Consider the following 20,449-nt stretch of genomic DNA (forward strand, 5'->3'; position numbering starts at 1 on the left):
GTACTCGTAGTCTCCAGTATCCCCGTGCGCCCCAATAAACAACGCGCACAGGTGCGTGTCCTGGACTTCATGCACAATGCCAGCCACCCCTTTACCCCTTATCCTTCGACCAACGACAACGCGTGCTAAACCCCGACATTAGGCATATTCTTTATGAATGAGTTATGGCAAAAATACACCTAGCGAAGAAAGCACGCCAAAAGACGCTTCTCCGAAAGAACAAGATGCACTAGATAGGGATCCCTCTATAGAGAAGCATACCGAACAGGAAAAAGAGGTCACCCAAAGCACAAGTTCTGCTTCGCCTGCCCGCTTCGAATGGCTCCGCGACTTTTGGAGAGGGATCCCTAATAAGCAAGGGCTCCGCGACGTTGGAATATCAGTCCTTGCCTCCATAGTGGTGGGATCCTCTTTGGCATGGGCGCAAATTACTGATTCTAGAACCCAGGCAGACACAGCAATTCGTGCTGCTAATACTCAAGCAGTTACAGCAGAGCGACTCGAAAATCTGCGATACGTTCGCGATCGGGCTCAAGTTTCGACGTCAGCTAACCTATCACCCCATTGTCTAACAGCTGACGGGACCATATTTACCCCTGGTACGCCCACTACGAAATCTTCCACAGATAAACCAGACCCTTCTATTCCTGAACTTCCTTTTAAAGACTTTGACCTAAAGGAACAAAATTTGAGTGGTCTTTGGCTTAATTGTGCAAACTTTAGTGGAGCAAACCTCGAAGGGGCAGACTTAAGCAACGCAGTTTTAATAGAGGCGAAGTTTGACGGCGCGAATCTAAGAAACGCGAATCTACAAGGTGCAATCCTTGAACTAGCACAATTAGGGGGTGCCGATTTGCGTGGTGCGGATCTAAGCAACGCGGACCTATCGGGAACTCCTACAGACCTTTCAATTCTTGAAACTGCAACTTTGCACGAGACCATTCTTCCAGAGGATAACTTGGCGTTGACTCCACAACAGAAACAACGCTTACAAGATTTAGGTGCGACTTTCACTAAGGAGGAAGACCCCGAACCATAGTATAAAAGTCCGATAGAGTACACCCATCTGTACGCGCTGACCTGCGGCGTTGTGGGTTGTGCCGAGCGTGCTGCCGGAGTCCCTTTCAGTGTCCCTGGGGTAGGAGCGGCCGCATGAAGGTGCGCTCGTACCGCAGGACGCACTCGGACTCGTCTCGAATCCGGTCAGCGGCGATGAAGTCCGAGTGGGTGCCGAACAAGGTGCGGTACTGCTCGTAGGCAGCCAGGCTGGGGAAGCTGAACAGGGATTCCGCACGGTCACTCACACCTTCCGCGGGTAGGTAGTACCCGTGGTGGGTGCCGCCGTGTTCGTCGACATGCCGCATCCAAGCGCGGGCGAACTGTTCAAAGGCTGCGATCTGGTCGGGGTCGATGGTGTAGTGGACGACACAGGTGATCACATCCACAACGCTAGGCCCACAGGCGCTCATTGGGGAGCCTTTGTCTGTGCGCCTCGTGGTGCAGCACACCAATCTGCCTGGTTTACCTGCGGAAATGCGTCAGTTCGCCAAGTTGGCGCCGAGTTCAACGGTGAGAACTCCGACGGCGATGAGGAGGATGCCGAGGGCCATGGTTCGGGTGAGGGGTTCGTGGAAGATGACCCGGGCGAGGATCGCGGTGAGAGCTACGCCGGATGCTGCCCAGATGCCGTAGGCGACGCCAAGGGCCATGCCGTCGGCCAAGGCGAGACTTAAGGCGACGAACGCCACGAGATACCCCGCGATGACGCCGATGAACCATTTCTTCACCCGGCCACCGTCGGAGGCTCGTAGCGACATGGTCGCGACGACTTCGGACAAGATGGCGCCTGCGAGGAAGATCCATCTCATGAGTTGACTCCTGCTTCCTGGGCTGCGGTTTGCTGAGCTTTCTGGGAGCCGAGTTCGACGGTGAGGACACCGCTGATGATCGCAACCATTCCAAGACCCATCACAGCGGTCAGAGGTTCACCGAAAATCGCGGCGGATAGCACGGCGGCGAGCACGACCCCGCTGGCTCCCCAGATGCCATAGGCGACGCCGATCTGCATTCCTTCGCGCAGGCAGAAGGTGAGGAAGACGAAAGTGCCGATGTATCCGGCAGCAACCACGATGTACCAGGATGGGTGATTGAGCGCCGCCTTGAGAGACAGCGTCGCCGCCACTTCGGTAGTGATGGCGCCAGCGAGCAGGAACCACTGCTTCATGGGGTTGTTCCTTCGATCAGGGAGCGAATGCTGGAGACGACGGCTTCGAGATCCGCGCCGTGGAGGGTGGACACACCTGTGGCCTGGGCGCCCCAGAGTCCGTCGGCGGCGAGTCGGGCGGGGGTCAGCCTGGCTCGGGGGGCGGCGTCGAGATCGTCCGGGAGTTCGAGCCAGCGGCCCATCCGCGTAGTCCACGGTTCGGTGAGTTCGGGCCGATACGTCGCTTGGCCCCAGATGATGAACTCGGCGCGCTTGGCGGCCCCGTGGGCGGCGACGTGAACGTAGCTCAGGAGCCGCTCGGTGGCGTTGGCGTTCTCGAGGGGCTTGCCAAGGGTGGCAGTCATGTCGTTCTCGACGTTGGCCGCAGCGTGGTCGACGATCGCGGCGAGCAGTACGTCGCGGTTGCGGAAGTGATATAGCAATCCCGGTTTGGTGAGCCCGGCCTCGTGGGCCACTGCGTCAAGGGTAATGTCGCCACCCTCCGCTGCGTTCATGACGCGGAGGGCAGCTTCCAGGATCTCGGAGCGCTGACTGGTTCGCATATAGCTAACTTTACCATTTGGTAGGTGAAGCCTTCAACTGCGGGCGCTGGTAGGGGCACCTGGGGTACACCCTATTGTTACGCCGGTGTGCGGCAGAATGTTTCCTGTAAAATAGGGCCGTTCCTAGCATTGTTTTACACGTGTCTAGCGGGGTCTAAGCCTTATGTTTACAGAAAGTGGTGAGTGTGATGTTATCGTCTGACGGTTTCCATATTGAAAGTCATATTGACTCTGTACCCGCGTTGGCGCGGGTGAAAGATCTGCATGGTGGACTCTCGTCGGGGCAGCAGGCGTTGGGCAGGATTGTACAATCCTTGCTTGCTGACGCTGATGGCCTCGACGGTGTTCAGCTTTATGCCCTCTCGGATGCAATCGAGTCGTATCGTGATGCAGTCATAGAACAAGAGAATGCCGCCTTTAAACCTTCGCGGAGCGAAGACTAATGGTCAATGACTCTGGTTCGCATGGGCAGCGGGTGGGCTATATCCGTGTCTCCACGGTGGAGCAGAATAATCAGCGCCAGAAAGAACTACTCAATGCTTCCGGCAGGATTGACCGGTTTTTTGAAGATAGGATTTCCGGCCGCACCAAGACTGCCCGCCCTGGACTTGTCGAGTGTATGGCGTACGTGCGAGACGGTGACGAACTTGTCGTGTCGTCGATTGACCGTCTCGCCCGATCGCTGACAGATCTGCGCGGTATTGTTGATGAACTTACCGGCAAGGGTGTGACTGTTACTTTCCTGCATGAGAATCTCGCGTTTGCGAAAGACACGTCCGATCCGCGCGCGGATTTAATGCTCGGAATTCTCGGTAGCTTCGCGGAGTTTGAGCGGGCCATTATCCGCGAGCGCCAGGCGGAGGGGATTGCGTTGGCGAAAAAGGCCGGAAAGTACAAAGGCCGCAAACCCGCTCTTAGCCCGCAGCAAGTAGCGGAGATTAAACGGCGCATATTGGCAGGGGAGTCAAAGGCAGCACTAGCGCGGGAATTTGGGGTAACCCGTCCTACGGTGTATCGAGCATTGAAAAACACCTAGGGTAGTGCAGCCGTGATGGTAGATCAGCGCGCCCATGAGCCCCGTCATATGTCTTGCCATATGGCGGGACATATGTTTAGGCATATGCTAAAGCATATGTCGGCAGTTATGTAGCACTGCCAGCATTTTCGTGCGTCTAGATAGGGTGACAGGCAGAGAAATTAGCGGTGTTGAGTGCAGCTGCAAGTAGCACTGTACGGGTTTCCCCTCATGGGCGGCTTTTATAAAGGCAGGGGTGAAATCATGCTTCTAGGTCTCGTCAGGGGTGGCTGCTAACGTTAGTGCCGGTTCACAATCATGCCCCGCCACCTGTGGTGGGGCGTGGGCGTGACTTCCTCGTCGGTGCGCGGTAAGGCCCGCGCGTGACGTGGGCTGTCCCGCGCGCCTTTTTCAGGCGAGCGGACAACCCTACGACGTAAAGGGAGGTAGACAATGGGTAAACACTCATTGGATACACCCGGTCGCAAAAGAAAAGACCTTGATGCCACCAAGCTTGACTGGCTAGATGTGGCTACCAAGGTCATAGTTCTTGTGACCGTAATCGTGAAGCTCGTTACCGCGATGCTTCACGTGGGTCTTTAGGCCCGAGGGTCTCAACGAGCTGGCACTCGTTGGGGCCCTTTTTATTGTGCAGCCGCAATTCAGGGATGAACTGTGCTGTCACTTTTAGGCTAATGCGCGCGCGAAGGTTTCGCAATACTCCCACACTGAGGCCGTAGCCCTCCTTTTCTCTACTGCGGGCGGGAATCTGCGTATTCGTGCGCCCGCGAGTCCTGCCATATGGCGGAACATATGTTTAGGCATATGTTATAGCGTATGTTCCGCCATATGCTAAAGCATATGTTCTGTGTTATGCAGGTTTACCTGCTAGTTCTTGCGTTTAGGCGGAGTCCGAAAATGGTAATCCACAAGGCTAGTAGGCCGAAGGAGATGAGCAGTGCGGCCAGTTCTCGCGAGAGACCGGCCTGGGTGAAAAGGAAGGAGGGGACAAGGATCATTGCTGCGCTTATGCTGCCTCCAAGCGCGGCGTAATACATACGGTCTTCTGGCCGTTCGCGGCGGATGGTCTGGATGATTAAGACGAAAAGTACTGCGAGTGCGGCGAGGGTGATGGTCGTGTACATTCCTTCTCCTTTCGGGACTGGTGCCCATTTTATCGGTGAGGGTGTGCACGGTCTGTGTGCTGCGTTTTCCAAGAGTCAGGGTGTGTTAGTGTTATCCCCCGTAAGATCCTGATGAGCAGTTGAACAAACTGCACCACCGGAAGTAACAAACTCGAAAGGGTATGTTACCTCCGGTTTCTTTCATTTTTCAATCTTTGAGGTGCGAAGATTGCACGCGTGGGGATTGAGGGTGTGAATCCCACTGTCGTGGGTTTGATGAGGTAGTCGATGTTGCGGAAGCTTTGGCATCGGCGTGCGTTGTGCTCCGTACGTTGTTTCAAAAACGGGTTTCATCAAACGGAACAAAACCTGGGACACTTCATATCCCACCCCAGGCCTAATGACTTGGGTGCAGCGGCAACGCTCATCCGATTTAGGCAGAGTCGTTGCAGGATCCAGTGGGTCACCTGGTCCGTGGTCTTTGAATTGTCGGGCGCGCAGGCAAGGCCAGCACGGAAGATCTTCTGCAAGCAACGCTTGTTGGTGCACCGGTAGCGTGGAAGGCGCACATGAAGTTGTTGGGTGGCCGACGATGGGCAGATCGACCAGGCTGCGGATGACGTGGTCGCGGAATACTCCAGGCTGCCCGCAGGTAGGGCATTCATTGATCGGCTCGACGGGTTCGGCTTCAATAACAGTGACGTCACCGTTTTCTGTGGCACCGGTGATAGTAGTTCCTAGTTTTGCGGTGCGGCAGATGGTATCGACGATGACATTTCCGTTAGGCTGCACAGTAGGTCCTTAGTTTTGTACGGATGGATTAGATACCTTTTTCCTACAAAGCCAAGGACCCCAATATCTTGTGCCACGCCCGAACCCCCGGCGAACTAATCAATGCACTCTAAAACCGGAAGAGCCCTTTTAGTACTACTGGTGGATTTCGGTTTTGGTGGGGATTAACGCCGCCGGCTTCGGTTTTTCCGTTGAGGAGGTCGTTGACTACTTCCCGATGGTGAAATGGGTCGATGGTGAGGTAGAGAGGAACCAGTCACCTGGAAGAGATCGATCCAGTCGTTGGTGTGCAATCTGGGAGGTAGGGTCGCGGGGTCGATTCCTCGCGAGCGCAACCATGATTGTGTTTCTGAACGTGATGAAAACAACCCTGCCCTTCGGAGAATTTCCCCTATCCCGCGTCCCCGGGCAGTGAAAACGGTGTGCACCATCGCCTGAAAGGCTTTGCGCTGCTCTATCGGAATCTTCGGGTCACCCACCCGGCGGATCACTAAGATCCCCCCGTCAACGTTTGGCTGTGGCCGGAAAGCAGTCCTTGGTACCCGAGAACCCAGGTGAAATGTGAACCATGGGGACCACTGAGCCGTCATCATCGTGCTTGCGCCTACCCCGGCCCGGCGGCGAGCGACTTCCCACTGCATGAGGAGTACAGCGTCAGTCCATGCTGGCGCATGCAGCAACTTTCGAAGAATGGCAGTGGTGAGGTGAAAGGGAATGTTTCCCACAATGACGCAGGGAGTGGCGGGTAACCGGAAGTTAAGGAAATCATCATGGACCACTTCGACCGCCGCCGAGGAGGTTTCTTGTGTGATTTTGGCAGCTAGTTTTGCGTCCACTTCAACTGCCGTTATCGCCCTCCCCAAGTGGGCCATCGGGTGAGTGAGGGCACCGCTTCCTGGTCCGATCTCAATGATGGGGCCGGAGGTTTGTTTCACAAGGTCGATGATGGAGTTGATGATCTTGTGGTTGGTGAGAAAATTTTGGCCATGCTCGTGACGGCCGTGTCCGTATGCAGACATCAGGTGTGCTCCTTGGATTTGAAAGGGAGCCGGGCATGACAAATAGCCGCCCGGCTAAAGGACCGGAGCGGTTTTTAACCTACGGGGTAGGAAACCGCCTTAGCGGTTGGTGCGCAACCGCAAGAAAGCGGTACCTGAAATCAACATGGGTCTAATTATATCCATTTAAATCGCCGCAAGCACCACTCCCGCGCGATACGTGACCGCGAGCTTGTCATAACGCGTCGCAAGCCCGCGCCACTGCTTCATCAACCCAAAGGCCCGCTCGACCACGTTGCGGTCTTTGTACAGCTCCGCATCAAACCCGGGCGGTCGCCCGCCAGCACGACCCTTACGCTTCCTGGCAGCGATCTCATTAGACTTCTCCGGAATCACCGCGGCGATGCCGCGCTCACGCAGATACGCGCGGTTCACCCGTGACGTGTACCCGCGATCAGCAAGCAACGCATCAGGGCGCGTCCGCGCCTGCCCGCACCCAATTCTCGGGACCCGAATATCGCCGAGGACTTCCTGCAACATCGCGCCATCATGGCGTTGCCCGCCCGTCACCACAATCGACAGCGGCCGGCCATGCCCCTCGACAGCAAAATGTACCTTCGTGCTCAACCCTCCGCGTGATCTCCCGATCCCGTGACCTGCCGGTTCAATCTCGCATAACGGCAGATTCTTGTAATTCGATAGAGCCCCTGTGTCCTGATCAGGGCGCGGCAGGTTCGTACCGTGCTGATGAGCACGGTTGATCGTCGCGTCGATTGACACGTTCCAGTCAATGTCGCCCACTGCATCGGCCTCGGCGAGGATGTGCGCGAATACGCGGTCCCAGGTGCCGTCGGTTGCGTAGCGGCGATGCCGCTTCCACACCGTCTGCCAGGGACCATACCGGTCGGGGAGATCTCGCCACGGGATTCCGGTGCGGTACCGGTAGATGATGCCCTCTACAACGCGGCGGCTATCACCAAACGGGCGGCCTTTACGGCCCTCATTCGTTGGCAGAAGTGGTTCAACTCGCTCCCACTGTGCATTCGTGAACTGCGTAAATCTAGACCGTTGTGACACACCTCAATCATGCTCGAGCACAGGCCCACAATTAGGAGACACGCCCTAGATGGCGGTCGTCTACAGCGGCGCAATCTTTTAACCAAAGTGGACAGCGCGTCCGCGATCAGTCCCCGCTCCCCTGATCGTCGAAGGCAGTAGCGTCGTGACGGTTTCGATGCGCGTGATGATCGCGAGGGATGGCTACAAGCACCTCCTGCGCACGGTCGCGGCCAAGGACGACGACCGCGAGCCAACCCCGTAGGGCCGGCAAAGTAGTTGCGTTTCGATCGGGTAGTTTCTGCGGTTCCCAGATTACGGGCTTAAGGGTCGTTCGTGCTGTCCGCACAGGCCTCAGTCAACCTGCGTCTCGATGCAGTAGCGTCGCAGTTCTGCGATCATCGCGGTCTTGGGGGTGCTGACGAAGCGGAACGCATGGCTGAAACGGACGCGCATTCCTCCAGCCTCGAGGTAGCCGTCGCAGGAAGCGCGTCGTCCGTGGGTGACGACAGAAATGACCTCCACCCGCTCGGGAGAACGGCGGGCGCACCTCTCGGGCTGCACTGGGGCCGCTGTGTGTGGATTTCTCGATGAGCGTCCAGCTCATGTCATCGGCAAGCCACTCGGAGAGGGCCTCCAGCTCTCCCTTGGCCCGGTTCACAACGAAGTCTCCGTCAACGCACTTCCGTGAAGACTCATGGTGCTATGGCTCGATCCGATGCGCCCGGCCTTTCTCCGCGATCGGCACGCACATTTCGATGGGTCTATCAGGCTCCCAGCTGACCTGTCCTTGGTAGATGATGCCGAGTTTCCCGGTGGCGCCGTCTCGCTAGTCGGCCATGGCGAAGCAGTGTCGCCGCCGTGTTGCTCCTGCTCACGTCTCACAACTCACATCGAGTCGCCGCTCGCCCATGAGCCGAACTTCGGGGACGCTGCTGTACCACGCATGATGAGAATCACGCAGGGCACGTAGAGTGCTGCGGCGCAGAGCCAGAGGAAGCCGTCGGCGTTGATGTAAGTGAGCGCGAAGATCGTTGTGAAAGCGACCGGTCCGAAGATCGATGTGACGCTGTTGATTCTGGCGAGCACACCCTGGAGGCGCCCTTGGTGCTGTTCATCGACGCGCTGGGAGAGAAGGGTTTGCAGAGCGGGGAGGCCGATGCCACCGATCCCCAGTGCCGCCAAGATAGGCGCCATGGAAAATGCGTCAGTGACAATCGCCAGGCCTACGAGACCCAAGGCGTCGGTAACACACCCGATGATGACTGTTTTTGCCTCACCGATCCACTCCACGATGCGGCCAGTAAGGAGGGCCTGCACGAGAACCTGTACGATCCCGAAGACGGACAGGGAGATTCCAACTTCGACGGGACTCCAGTCGAGGCGGTGTTCAGTAAACAGCACCCAGGTCGCACCTGGAGCCTGCCCAATGAATTGAACAAGGCCGAATGCGACTAATAGGAAGGTAATCCCAGGCACCGCGCTGAGGCCGGGGCGACCACGATGCTGAGCGAGCGACGCAGAGCGCGCAGGGGAATCAGGACGGGTCTCGCGTAACAAGATAAAGGTGAGTGCCAGATTGCTCGCTGAGAGAAGAGCAGCGAGCAAAAACGGCAGATGTGGCGAGATGGCACCGAACAGTCCACCCATGGCTGGCCCCGCGATCATTCCGCCGCCATAGCAGGCACTGAGTAAACCGAAACGCTTGGCGCGCTGGTGGGGTGGCGTGATGTCGGCGATCACGGTGGCGGTGACCGCATTGGTCGCTCCGGTTATCCCAGCCACTGCACGGGCGATATAGAACACCGACAGAGCGGATGTCGTGGCGAGCACGAGATAGTCGACGGTCGCACCGGCCAGGGAAACAAGCAGCACCCGGCGGCGGCCGAATCGGTCCGACAGTGTTCCCAGTACGGGGGCAAAGATGAACTGCATTACCGCGTAGAGCGCGATCAGCACTCCGACGTTCAGCGGAACCGCATCAGCGGTGACCCCTGCCTCGTGTAGCAGTGCGGGGAGAATCGGCATCACCAGGCCCATGCCGACGGCGTCGAGGCTAGCCGTGATGAGGACCGTGGCCAACGAGCCACGAGCGGAAGTGAGAGATGACACCTTATCAACGATAAAGTTATCGATGATAAAGTGCAAGCATGGCTCAGAAACAAGCGCGACTCGATCGTGCAGCAGTCTTGCGCGGTGCGAGGCATGTGCTCAATAACACGGGGATCGACGGTTTCACCACGCGGGCGCTGGCTGCGCATCTGCGGGTGCAGCAGCCAGCGCTCTACTGGCACTTTCGGACAAAGGGCCACCTGCTCGGATCGCTCGCAGCTGATGTGCTTGATCGCGAACACCACGCCTCACTCCCAGAGTCAGGGGAGCGCTGGGACGACTTTCTCCTGCGCAACGCGCGGAGCTTCCGGACAGCGCTTCTGGCAGTCCGGGATGGAGCACGGCTGCACGCAGAGTTTCACCGTCAAAAGAGTGACCAGATGCCAGCGGGCTCGGATGCCCCCGAAAGTCAGATCGAGTTTCTCGTGTCCGAAGGATTCGCTGAGGTCTCTGCGGTCCGAGCTCTCATGGCTATCAGCCGCTATACGGTCGGTTTCGTACTAGAAGAACAAACAGCGCTCGACAACGGATGTGAGCCTGTCGATCAAGACCTAGATTTCGAGTTCGGGTTAGTTGCAATGGTTGAAGGGCTGGCATCAAAGCGATGAGGGATGCTCGCGCTTTGGGTCTCTGCGTCAGTAAGGTCAATCCTTTCCCGCTCCCGCAGCACCTCCTCCGCGATACTGACGATTCGCTCATGGCTACGGAGCTCACTAACGAGCAAATCAGGGACCGTATGCATGTCGCGTCGCGATCGCGGAACGGCACATCAGCAGCATCTTCACCATGCTCGACCTTAACGAGCGCACAGGAAACAAGCGCGTCATCGCCGTCCTCGAGTACCTCAAGAACTAAGCGTCGAGTGCGTGACCGGCGCGATGACCATAGGTAACGGCGGTTTAGCATCGGTGCCGCATCTTGACACGACTCAATCCGCGACAGCTAACCTCCGCATATGGAGTTCGACGGAATGGAGATCCCCGACGATATCGAGGTCACGGTCTGGGGGAGCAACGAGCACCGGCTCTGTAACGTCTGCCGCGCAGAATGCGACCCCGAGCCGAGCGGCGCCGACGGGTACGGCGTGTGAATCGTCTACGTCTGCCGCGACCACGGAGTCCAATCCGTCGTGGACCCATTCGAGCATCTCCGTTGAAGCGCGCTCTTCGCTATCTCCCTGCATTGACGCAAACATCGCGCTCTCCGCCTTCCGAGGGTAGATCCCAAGATCTGCGGCGCACCTGCCCAGTGTGACGATCTCGATCAGGGTCATGACCGCTGGGGACGGGTACCGGTACCTGCTGAACGCAGTTGTCGCTGGCGACGGGGATCGCGATGCGTCGTCAGCGCTGACAAGGTACTACCTTGAAGCAGGAACGCCTCCCGGCATCTGGCTCGGGGCCGGCCTCCCAGGACTCGCCGGAGAGATCGCCGTCGGTGCCTCGGTGAGCGAGGAGCAGTTACGGCGCCTCATGGGGCACGGGCAGGATCCGAACAGCGGCGAGCAACTGGGGCGTCCGTACCGAAAGTTTGCCACCGCGGGCGAGCGGACGCAGCGCCGCCTCGATCAGCTCCCGAAGTCCCTTACCGCAGGTGAGCGTACCGCGCAGCAAGCGCTGATCGAGGCGGAGGAAGCACAGAAGCCAACGAATGCGCCGGTCGCAGGGTTCGATCTCACGTTCTCGGTCCCGAAGTCCGTCTCGACCCTCTGGGCAGTTGCCGACGGCGGCACGCAAGCACTCATTGCCCAAGCTCACCACGCAGCGATCCGAGACATGATCGCCCTACTCGAGCGCGACGTCGCGATGACCAGGGTCGGCGCGAAAGGGGCGCGTGGCGCCGTCGCGCAAGTCGACGTGCGGGGTGTGATTGCGACTGCCTACGATCATTACGATTCTCGGGCCGCGGATCCACAACTCCACACGCACATTGTCGTCGCCAACCGCGTGCAAGCAGCTCATGACGGGAAGTGGCGCACGCTCGATTCTCGCGCTATCCACGCCGCCGTCACCGGCCTATCGGAGCATTACAACGCGGTCCTCTCGGACCATCTCACTCAGATCCTCGGCGTCGGGTGGGAAGCCCGTGAGCGCGGTGCGGGGCGCTCCACGGCGTGGGAGATCGTTGGCGTGCCGCAGGAGCTGATGGACGAGTTCTCTTCCCGTACTCGCGATATCGAGCAGGTCAAAGACCGGCTGGTCGACGACTACGTCTCGAAGCACGGGAGGCAGCCGTCCCCGAAGCTGGTGTGGCAGTTCCGGCAGCAGGCCACGCTCGAGACTCGGCCCCCGAAGCAGCAGCACTCTCTCAGCGATCTCACCTCCCAGTGGCGAGAACGCGCGACCGCGTTGCTGGGTGAGGACGCGCCAACCTGGGCGTCGGCACTGCTCGCCGGTAGTGAGCACGAACCGTTGCTGCGGGCAGACGATATCCCGTTGGAGGATCTCGAGGAGGTCGCCGAGGTCGTGGTGCAGCAGGTCGGTGACCGGCGAGCGACGTGGAAACGGTGGAACCTCCACGCGGAGGCCGTGCGACAGACGATGGCTCTCCGCTTCGCGTCCGCGAACGACCGGGACGTCATCACCCAGCAGATCGTCGATGCCGCAGAACGGGTCTCGCTGCGCCTCACTCCGCCCGAGCTCGCGAAGAGCCCCTCGCTGTTTCGTCGCGCGGACGGGTCGAGCGTGTTCCGACCCAAAGCCGGAACGGTGTTCTCCTCCGAGCAGGTGCTCGCGGCAGAAGACCGACTCCTTGGCGCGTCGAATGATCGGTCGGCGCCGACCGTACCGCTGGCATGGATCGAGGACGCTGCCAGAACGAAGAACCGCGACGGGCACACCCTGTCGGTGGACCAGGAGCAGGCGATCGCGAAGATCGGCGTCTCCGGCCGCGTCCTCGACGTACTCGTCGGCCCCGCAGGGACTGGGAAGACCACAACGATGCGTGCCCTGCGCCGAGCCTGGGAGCGACGCTACGGGCCAGGCTCGGTGACCGGGCTCGCGCCCTCGGCCGCTGCCGCCGACGTCCTCGCCGGGGATCTGGAGATCGGGACGGAGAACACGGCGAAGTGGCTGCATGAGCATCGCCTCGGGAAATGGAACCTCACGCGCGGACAGCTCGTCATCATCGACGAAGCCTCCTTGGGTGGCACGTTCGCGCTCGATGCCATCACCAGTCACGCCCAGCAGGTCGGCGCGAAAGTGCTGCTCGTGGGCGATTGGGCGCAACTCGCAGCGGTGGACGCGGGCGGCGCGTTCGGGATGCTCGTGCGTGACCGCGGCGACGCCCCGGAACTGGTCGATGTGCGTCGCTTCCGAAACGACTGGGAGAAGCAGGCGTCCCTGCAGTTGCGGATCGGCGACACCGACGTCATCGATACCTACATTGCGCACCAGCGCGTCACGCCGGGCGGATATGACGAGATTCTCGAAGCCGCCTACCAAGCCTGGCGCACAGACCTCGCAGCGGGAAAGAGCACGGTGCTGATCGCGGAAACCCTCGACACGGTCTCTGCGCTCAACACCCGCGCCCGCACCGACCGAATCCTCCAGGGCGACGTCGCTGTGGACGGCGTCAAACTCCATGACGGCAACGAAGTTTCCCGCGGTGAAGTGTCCCAGGTTTTGTTCCGTTTGAGTAGATGGGAAAATCTGGAACATGCCAAGAAAATTTGACCAGGATGCAAAGGACCGTGTGGTCCGTCTCGTGGAGGACCGCATCTTGGCGGAAAGCATGTCGATGCATCCCGCGTGCTAGGCAGTAGCTTCAAAGTTGGGGGTTTCATGGCACACGGCTCGTCTATGGACTTAAGCCTGCTCGTCGTGCGGGAAACATCCCAGAACCTGTTCCTGAAGATTTGGCTACCGAAAATGCCAGGCTACGCCGCGAAAATCAAGAGCTTCGAGATACCAACGAGTTGCTGAAGGCTGCGTCAGCTTTTTCGCCTCACGACCAGGCCCCAAACGTTAAGAAATGATCCGGTTCATCGATAAATACCGGAATCATTTCTCTGTCGAGTTCATCTGCACCGGAGTTGAAGATTAACCGGGCTGGTGGGTTTATCACCTCGCGTGGTTATCGCCAGTCCAAAGCCCGTGGGCTTAAGTGCTCGTCGCCTTCGTGACGCTGTGCTGATTGAACGCATTGGTGCCATTCATCGGGATAATTACGGTGTCTACGGCGTGCGGACAATGTGGCATGCGCTTGACCGTGACGGAATCGACATCGGTCGTGAGCAAACCGCCCGGCTGATGCGCCTAGCTGGTGTTTCTGGCAAAGGCAAAGGCAGATCACCAATCACAACCCGTACACCTCAACAGGCCGGATCTGCGCCCGGATTTGGTCGAGCGTGAGTTCAAAGCCCAAGGCCTTAAACAAGCTGTGGGTGGCCGACATTACCTACGTGCGTACGAAGAAGGGTTTTGTGTACACCGCGTTTGTCACTGACGTTTACTCCCGGCGGATCGTCGGATGGGCATTATCGGACTCGATGCGCACCGAGGTATTACCGCTGCAAGCACTCAACCAAGCGATTGTGAGCGCGAAGGAAACAACAGGCCTTATTCACCATTCGGATCACGGCTTATAGTACGTCAGCGTTGTCTACAACCAGCGTCTCGCCCAGCACGGGATTGCCGCTTCCACCGGAACTGTCGGGGATTCTTATGACAATGCTCTAGCTGAAAACGTTAACGGCTCTTACAAGAATGAGCTGATCCATACTCGCAGGTGGGATGATGTTGTCGAGGTAGAAATCGCGACGTTCGAGTGGGTGTCATGGTGGAACGAGGTAAGGCTCCACCAAAGCCTGGGATATCGAACCCCAGCCGAGGTGGAAACCGAATTGTGGAAGAAGAACCCGCAACAGGGAATAATAGAAATCAAGGAACATGCCTAGGAACAAAACTCGGGGCACTTCAAGCCCCTTATATGGCTCTGGATGTGGTGATTGCTGCAGAACCGTCATCAGTAAGGGTGACTTTTCCATCTACGCGGTAGACTTCACGCAACATTTTTGCGGTTAACACGTCCTTAGCTGCTCCGTGTGCGTATACAGTGCCCGCGTGGAGTACCGCAATGCGGTGAGCGAAGCGCGCTGCTTGTGAAAGATCGTGCATCGAAACCACGACCGCCGCGGGTGCTTCAGCTGCATAGGCGCGAATATGCTCCATGAGGATGAGCTGATTTCTTAGGTCAAGAGCGCTGGTTGGCTCGTCCAGTAGTAATGCCTGCGGCCGGCATACGATGGCCTGGGCGAAGCTTACTAATTGACGCTGGCCGCCGGAGAGCTGGGACATTGTTCGGGATTCTAGGTCTTCTAGCCCCAGCCGCGTGAGGACCGAGCTGACTCGGTCCTGTGTGGATGTGGCTACCCGTAGTCCGCTGAATCCCGTCCGGGAATGCTGGAGTGCCAGAAGTACCGATTCGAATACGGTAAGGGTGCTTTCCGGCGGGGGATCCTGTGGCAAATATACTGCCTCGGGCCCAGTGACGTCGCCGCTGAATCGGCATAGGTTAGCCATGCAGCGCAGCAAAGTCGACTTACCAGCGCCATTAGGGCCGACGAGGGCGGTGACGGTTCCAGCTTCGATCTTTGGGAGACATACGTCATTCAGTATCTGTTCGTCTCCATGGGAAAAGCACAGGTTATCTACCCGGAGTGTGGGTTCTGGCGGAACCGTGGGCGGTTGTTCCACGAGGGGGTCCTTTCTGGGGCAGGAAGTACTGGGAGAGGCGATCATTAGGTTGAGGAGACAGTTCGGGGGCGGCGTCGCAAAACAATGAGGACGACGAACACGGGAACGCCCACAATCGCGGTGATGATGCCGACAGGCAGAATCGCCCCAGGCTGGATCAGCTTGGATACCACTGAGGCTGAGGTCAGCAAAAGCGCACCTGAGATGATGGACGTGGTGAGGAAGAAGCGTTGGTCCTCACCAACGAGCATCCTGGCGATATGTGGGCCGACGAGTCCGATGAAACCAATTGTCCCGGCCATCGAAACGGCAGTTGCCGCCATAAGGGAGACTCCCACCAGCGTGTACGTGCGCAGCTTTGGGATATTGATACCCATGGACCTAGCGCGGTCGTCGCCCATTCGAAACGCGGTCAGCGTCCACGCATTGCGGTAGAAGTAAGCAATTCCGATTAGTGAGATGACCGCGAGAAGGCCGATCTGAGGCCACGTAGCGCGCGTAAGGCTGCCCAAGGTCCAGAAAACCACCTGCTCTAATTGGGTCTGCGAGGCGAGGTACTGCATTAGCGCTAGTAGAGCATCGAAGAGGAACACGATGGCTATGCCCAGCAGAATCATTCCCTCGGTACCAGAGCTCTTTGACCGAGAGAATAGGACGATCACCGCACAGGCCGCGAGGGCGAAGACCCAAGCACTGCCCGCCATTCCCAGCGCTGCCCCGATTCCCGCCGCGGTGAATCCTGAGACGGTGGCAAAGGCTGCGCCAAAGCTCGCAGCGGCGGAAATGCCCAGCGTATAGGGCTCTGCCAAGGGGTTATCCAAGATGGTTTGCATCTCTGCGCCGGCAGCAGCGAGGGTGCCACCGATGAGCACCGCTGTGACGGTCATAGGCAGACGTATATCAAAGATGATCTGCCAGTCAATTGGGCGGGAATCGCTGGGGTGAAAGAGCACGTAGAGCGCCTCATTTGCGTTCAAACTGCTGCCGATGAGGAAATCTATGGCAATGGTGACGCATAGCAGGGCCGTAAGCCCTGCGATGATCGCTACCTTTCGCCTGCTAGCTGTTCGGTACCAGTTTGACCGGGGGCGTTGCCGTTGCGGGGTAGAGTTTTGGTCGTCCACCTCGCTTCCGGTGGCAATTGATTGCGCTCGTGCTCCGTGGCTCATGGCAAACCAGTCCAGAAGGTGCCGCTAGCCTCCACAGGGAGGAATTTTTCATGTAGTTCTTCCAAATCGGCCTGCGGGTCGACATCGGAAAACAGGTCGGGGTGCATGGCTTTGGCAAACCACTCGATGGCTAGGTAGTTGTATGGGGAGTCGTAGAAGTGATGCCACGCAGCGTAGGCCCGCTTGTTCTTGACCGCCCGCATTTCCTTAAGGACAGGTTGCCCGTCAACAACGCGTTGGAAGTCTTTGGCTGCCTGTTCGGTGGACTCGTCGTAGCCCAGGGGTACAAAGCCATTCTTCTTTGGCTGCTGCTTGGCGCCGGTCCAGTCTGCGCCGGTGGCGATGATGACGTCTGGGTCTTTTTCAGCTAGCGCCTCGGGAGAGACTTGCCCCTGCTTGGCGTCGATCATATCGTCGCCCACGTTTTCGCCACCCGCTGCGTTAACAATTTGGGCTAGGTTGGACTTAGCGAAGGTAGAGCAGCAGTCGAAGTAGCCGGGAGCTCGCCAGAGGAAGGTCGGTGTGGGGGTGGCCTTGGCTTTTTCTAGGCGCTCCTGAACCATGTTCACCTTGGACTCATAGAACTCGGCATACTCTTCCGCTTCCTTCTCGTGGCCGAGTACCTTGCCGAGCAAGCGCACGCTCGGTGCGGTGTTCTTCACCGGGTCGGTAAAGTAATCGACGGTAACCGTGGGGATTCCGGCCTTTTCTAGACCGTCTACGATGCCAGCATCCTGGGCGGCTTCGAAGCTGCTTGCGGAGACAATGAAGACATCTGGACGGGAATTCAAAGCTTGCTCAACGGACATCGAGCCGTCGTAAACTTCACCAGTTTGCTCAATATCTTCGATCTCTGAGAATTTCTGTTCGTACTTCTTGTACGTGCCAGGGTCGTTCTGCTCCAGGTCATCTGGCCAGGCAACGATGCCCTGGAGCGGGTTTTCTTTGTTGAGGATGGATGTCGTGTAAAGCATCCGTTGCCCGCCCATGAGGACCCGATCGACGTTCTTCGGGACCTCGACTTCGCGCCCGAGAATGTCGGTGATCTGTTGCTTTTCTCCGTCATCTGCGGTCTGTTGTTCATCGTTAGTGCTGCAGGCAGCGGTCATAAGGAGGGCAGTGGCGGTGACGGCTGAGGCGACTACGCGGGCCATTCGGTGGTGAGGGGCGCGTGGGGTTTTAAAACCGCGAGCCCTAGTTGTCGTGAGGGACAAGGCAATCCTTTCTTCCAAGTGGATCTATTAGGTTAGCCATACCTTTGTTTATCTACAATGGGTGATGAAACTTTTACCCCCAACATTCCCGTTAAGTCAGTTCATTCAGTCGGCGGGAATATGTGCGTAGCAGCAGTACCGCCGTGGTTGCGAAACCCATGATGAGTCCTAACCAGACGCCATATCCTTCCCATCCGAGGAGCTTTCCAAATATCAGAATCCCGGGGACGCCAACCAGCCAGTACCCGACGAGGGTGCAGCGTAGCCCTGAGGTGGTGTCTTTCAGGCCTCTCAGTAGGCCCACTGCCACGTTTTGGATTCCTTTGGCGAACTGTTGCAGTACCGCGAGACATAGGAGCAGGACGGCAATGTGAAAGGTGGTGGGATCTGCCTCTTTTAAGAAAGGATGCAGTACCCACCTGCCCAACAGAAGCCACAGCGCGCCCATTATTCCCAGATACGTGACCACGACGAACAATATGCGTCGGGTAATCTCGCGCACTGAGTCGGCACTCTCGGCCCGAGCCCTTGTGATCAGCACCGAGCCGCCGTGAGAAAAGCCGATGCACACTTGGTAAACGATGTACGCCAGTTGGTTCACAATATTGTGCGCCGCTAGCATCTGTGGGCTAAAGGTCCCCATCACTAAACCGGCGATGGTTGTTATTGCAGCCTCCGAGCCATAGGTCAGACTGACTGGTACCCCGAGGCGGACGAGGCGGCAGATAGTCTCCCCATCTCCTTTACACGGAAGGATGTGGAAATAGGGCTGTAGCTCGGGAATGCGCAGTACCACAATCCGGAAGGCCAGGAAGGTAAGCAGTTGGATGACAGTTGTAGAAAGCCCGATGCCCGCTACCTTCCAGTGATCCGAGGCTGCCCATGTCATAAATAACCAGTTCAATGCGATATTTATAAATATCGATATCAGCGTGATGGTTAACAGGGAGCCGGGTTTTCGCATGCCCACGGCGAATTGGCGCAGGACGTTGAGCCACATCATCGGGACTAACCCGGGTGCGAGCGCAAGGGTCATGGCGAAGGTGAGTTGGGCAACGTGCTTGTCGATGGGCAGAACAAGGACCAATCCGCCTAGGGCGATGACCAGTAACGCGCCGAGAATTGCAGTGCCAGTGGCCACCGCGAAGGAGGAGCGCACAGCCCGCCGGATCTGTTCTGCTCCCGCCTCGCAATTTTGACAAGAGGTTTTCTCTTTTTCCATTTTTGCTGCTGCTTCAGCCACAAGATTTGCCCCGGCCGTCACCATGCCCACGCACATCGTGCGGATCTGGTTGTAAAGCTGCATCGCTAGGCCGCCGCCGGCTATCGCCAGTACGCCCACGGACTGCAGCATCAATACGTCCGTGGTGGTCAATGCAACTCCGGCGAGTTGTACTCCAGCGATGGGAAGGGAAATTCCCAGAACTTCGCGATATTTCCGGATGGATTTCAACCTCGCAGCCACCTTCAACTTCGGACTAACATTCGTCTCGGCCCTCGCTTCTCATCTTCTAAACCTCGCCCATTTTGGCGGCTGGTCTCCAATGTGCTGCGGTTTCTAGCGGTAGATACGCAGCACATCCGATTCATTTGCGGCCTCCAGGCCGTTGAAGCGAATGGCGCTGCGATACATCTGCACCAAAGTTGCAATCGGACGCTGCCGTCTGCACCATGGAAATTAGTGGTTCGCCCCTGCGGATTCAGCTGGTGCTGGCCGATGCCCCAGCGGTACCACCGTTGGTTGAGACCGAATCCCGTTCAGGGCTGGTGTTTGCAGCGGCAGAGACTCCCTTCGGAAAGTATAAAGATTATACCTAGTTTAGGTAAGGCTACCATAATTGAAGATTTCCACTTCAAACACTTCAGGTGGAAGGAGTGTGAAGATGGATAGGAGAGACTGAAGTGTCCCAGGTTTTGTTCCGTCTGAGTAGATGGGAAAATCTGGAATATGCCAAGAAAATTTGACCAGGATGCAAAGGACCGTGTGGTCCGTCTTGTAGAGGACCGTATCTTGGCGGAAAATATGTCGATGCAAGCCGCGTGCCAGGCAGTAGCTCCAAAGCTGGGGGTTTCATGGCACACGGCTCGTCAGTGGACCCAGCAGGCCCGTCGTGCGGGAAACATCCCAGAACCTGTGCCTGAAGACTTGGCCGCGGAAAACGCGAGGCTACGCCGTGAAAATCAAGAGCTACGCGACACCAATGAGCTACTGAAGGCTGCCTCGGCTTTTTTCGCGTCGGAACTCGACCCAAAACGTCGGAAATGATCCGGTTCATCGATGAGTATCGGGATCGTTTCTCCATCGAGTTCATTTGCGAGACGTTAAACACCCACCGTGTTGGCGGTTTCATCACGTCCCGTGGATACCGCCAATCAAAAGCCCGTGGGCTTAAGTGCTCGTCGCCTTCGTGACGCTGTGCTGATTGAACGCATTGGTGCCATTCATCGGGATAATTACGGTGTCTACGGCGTGCGGACAATGTGGCATGCGCTTGACCGTGACGGAA

The 20,449-nt window shown here is 57.9% G+C and carries 20 protein-coding genes and 3 pseudogenes; 8 read left to right on the top strand and 15 right to left on the bottom strand.

From position 1 onward, the window contains the following. Positions 1-157 precede the first annotated feature (157 nt). Positions 158-1,039 carry a pentapeptide repeat-containing protein gene (locus HMPREF2743_RS12370; RefSeq protein WP_083276403.1) on the top strand — a complete coding sequence of 294 codons (882 nt, stop codon included), beginning with the start codon at positions 158-160 and terminating at the stop codon, positions 1,037-1,039. 85 nt (positions 1,040-1,124) lie between these two features. On the opposite strand, the gene HMPREF2743_RS04630 is transcribed toward HMPREF2743_RS12370, so the two are convergent. From HMPREF2743_RS04630 to HMPREF2743_RS04645, 4 genes are all read right to left on the bottom strand, one after another. Further along, the gene (locus HMPREF2743_RS04630) at positions 1,125-1,439 is read right to left on the bottom strand and encodes an NIPSNAP family protein (protein ID WP_174232238.1); all 315 of its coding nucleotides are present in this window, start codon (positions 1,437-1,439) and stop codon (positions 1,125-1,127) included. 99 nt (positions 1,440-1,538) lie between these two features. Then, positions 1,539-1,868 (bottom strand): DMT family transporter, encoded by a 330-nt coding sequence (locus HMPREF2743_RS04635; RefSeq protein WP_003849969.1) that lies wholly within the window; start codon positions 1,866-1,868, stop codon positions 1,539-1,541. Beyond that, entirely contained in the window at positions 1,865-2,224 is a 360-nt protein-coding gene (locus HMPREF2743_RS04640; protein ID WP_048733039.1) for a DMT family transporter, read from the bottom strand. The genes HMPREF2743_RS04635 and HMPREF2743_RS04640 overlap by 4 nt, the downstream gene beginning before the upstream one ends. After that, entirely contained in the window at positions 2,221-2,766 is a 546-nt protein-coding gene (locus tag HMPREF2743_RS04645) for a TetR/AcrR family transcriptional regulator (RefSeq protein WP_070818264.1), read from the bottom strand. Before HMPREF2743_RS04645 ends, HMPREF2743_RS04640 begins: the two co-directional genes overlap by 4 nt. Before the next feature lie 188 nt (positions 2,767-2,954). On the opposite strand from HMPREF2743_RS04645, the gene HMPREF2743_RS04650 reads away from it, so the two are divergent. Beyond that, entirely contained in the window at positions 2,955-3,209 is a 255-nt protein-coding gene (locus HMPREF2743_RS04650) for a hypothetical protein (protein WP_034659529.1), read from the top strand. Then, on the top strand, positions 3,209-3,802 hold the full coding sequence (locus HMPREF2743_RS04655) for a recombinase family protein (RefSeq protein ID WP_011117489.1): 594 nt from the start codon (positions 3,209-3,211) through the stop codon (positions 3,800-3,802). The genes HMPREF2743_RS04650 and HMPREF2743_RS04655 overlap by 1 nt, the downstream gene beginning before the upstream one ends. An 860-nt stretch (positions 3,803-4,662) precedes the next feature. Here HMPREF2743_RS04655 and HMPREF2743_RS04660 read toward each other — a convergent pair. The 6 genes and pseudogenes from HMPREF2743_RS04660 to tet(33) form a co-directional block, all read right to left on the bottom strand. Beyond that, complete coding sequence (locus HMPREF2743_RS04660; RefSeq protein WP_011117479.1) at positions 4,663-4,926, bottom strand: hypothetical protein; 264 nt, start codon at positions 4,924-4,926, stop codon at positions 4,663-4,665. Positions 4,927-5,279: 353 nt separating this feature from the next. Beyond that, positions 5,280-5,697, bottom strand: a pseudogene (locus HMPREF2743_RS12715) (transposase family protein); the annotation flags it as partial. A 164-nt stretch (positions 5,698-5,861) separates the two neighbouring features. Beyond that, entirely contained in the window at positions 5,862-6,716 is an 855-nt protein-coding gene (erm, locus tag HMPREF2743_RS04665) for a 23S ribosomal RNA methyltransferase Erm (protein ID WP_005390949.1), read from the bottom strand. Positions 6,717-6,815: 99 nt separating this feature from the next. After that, entirely contained in the window at positions 6,816-6,881 is a 66-nt protein-coding gene (locus tag HMPREF2743_RS13025) for an erythromycin resistance leader peptide (RefSeq protein ID WP_071569110.1), read from the bottom strand. After that, the gene (locus HMPREF2743_RS04670; RefSeq protein ID WP_070818265.1) at positions 6,882-7,772 is read right to left on the bottom strand and encodes an IS5 family transposase; all 891 of its coding nucleotides are present in this window, start codon (positions 7,770-7,772) and stop codon (positions 6,882-6,884) included. It lies immediately after the preceding gene. Positions 7,773-8,639: 867 nt separating this feature from the next. Further along, entirely contained in the window at positions 8,640-9,863 is a 1,224-nt protein-coding gene (tet(33), locus tag HMPREF2743_RS04680; protein ID WP_083321603.1) for a tetracycline efflux MFS transporter Tet(33), read from the bottom strand. Between the two features lie 38 nt (positions 9,864-9,901). On the opposite strand from tet(33), the gene HMPREF2743_RS04685 reads away from it, so the two are divergent. Continuing rightward, positions 9,902-10,471 carry a TetR/AcrR family transcriptional regulator C-terminal domain-containing protein gene (locus HMPREF2743_RS04685; protein WP_010154754.1) on the top strand — a complete coding sequence of 190 codons (570 nt, stop codon included), beginning with the start codon at positions 9,902-9,904 and terminating at the stop codon, positions 10,469-10,471. A 320-nt stretch (positions 10,472-10,791) separates the two neighbouring features. On the opposite strand, the gene HMPREF2743_RS04690 is transcribed toward HMPREF2743_RS04685, so the two are convergent. Further along, entirely contained in the window at positions 10,792-11,058 is a 267-nt protein-coding gene (locus HMPREF2743_RS04690; RefSeq protein WP_141751971.1) for a hypothetical protein, read from the bottom strand. 55 nt (positions 11,059-11,113) lie between these two features. Here HMPREF2743_RS04690 and mobF point away from each other — a divergent pair, with 55 nt between their 5' ends. Together mobF and HMPREF2743_RS12725 are read left to right on the top strand one after the other, a co-directional pair. Continuing rightward, positions 11,114-13,537: a MobF family relaxase gene (gene mobF, locus HMPREF2743_RS04695; protein WP_305764557.1), complete on the top strand. Its 2,424-nt coding sequence runs from the start codon at positions 11,114-11,116 to the stop codon at positions 13,535-13,537. Next, positions 13,521-14,760, top strand: a pseudogene (locus tag HMPREF2743_RS12725) (IS3 family transposase). The gene mobF and the pseudogene HMPREF2743_RS12725 overlap by 17 nt, the downstream one beginning before the upstream one ends. Positions 14,761-14,788: 28 nt before the next feature. On the opposite strand, the gene HMPREF2743_RS04700 reads toward HMPREF2743_RS12725, so the two are convergent. The 4 genes from HMPREF2743_RS04700 to HMPREF2743_RS04715 form a co-directional block, all read right to left on the bottom strand. Next, positions 14,789-15,604, bottom strand: coding sequence for an ABC transporter ATP-binding protein (locus HMPREF2743_RS04700; protein ID WP_049156256.1), 816 nt, complete (start codon positions 15,602-15,604; stop codon positions 14,789-14,791). Then, positions 15,604-16,683 carry a FecCD family ABC transporter permease gene (locus HMPREF2743_RS04705; RefSeq protein ID WP_049156286.1) on the bottom strand — a complete coding sequence of 360 codons (1,080 nt, stop codon included), beginning with the start codon at positions 16,681-16,683 and terminating at the stop codon, positions 15,604-15,606. The genes HMPREF2743_RS04700 and HMPREF2743_RS04705 overlap by 1 nt, the downstream gene beginning before the upstream one ends. A gap of 41 nt (positions 16,684-16,724) precedes the next feature. Continuing rightward, on the bottom strand, positions 16,725-17,882 hold the full coding sequence (locus HMPREF2743_RS04710) for an ABC transporter substrate-binding protein (RefSeq protein WP_049156259.1): 1,158 nt from the start codon (positions 17,880-17,882) through the stop codon (positions 16,725-16,727). 151 nt (positions 17,883-18,033) lie between these two features. Further along, positions 18,034-19,395, bottom strand: coding sequence for an MATE family efflux transporter (locus HMPREF2743_RS04715; protein WP_231732355.1), 1,362 nt, complete (start codon positions 19,393-19,395; stop codon positions 18,034-18,036). 470 nt (positions 19,396-19,865) lie between these two features. Here HMPREF2743_RS04715 and HMPREF2743_RS04720 point away from each other — a divergent pair. Next, a pseudogene (locus HMPREF2743_RS04720) lies at positions 19,866-20,208 on the top strand (transposase). Positions 20,209-20,358: 150 nt separating this feature from the next. Next, positions 20,359-20,449 (top strand): IS3 family transposase (locus tag HMPREF2743_RS13030; protein ID WP_371441228.1); only part of this gene is annotated, 91 nt, incomplete at its 3' end.

Source organism: Corynebacterium sp. HMSC036D02 (assembly GCF_001836165.1).
In the GTDB taxonomy this organism is placed as follows: Bacteria; Actinomycetota; Actinomycetes; order Mycobacteriales; family Mycobacteriaceae; genus Corynebacterium.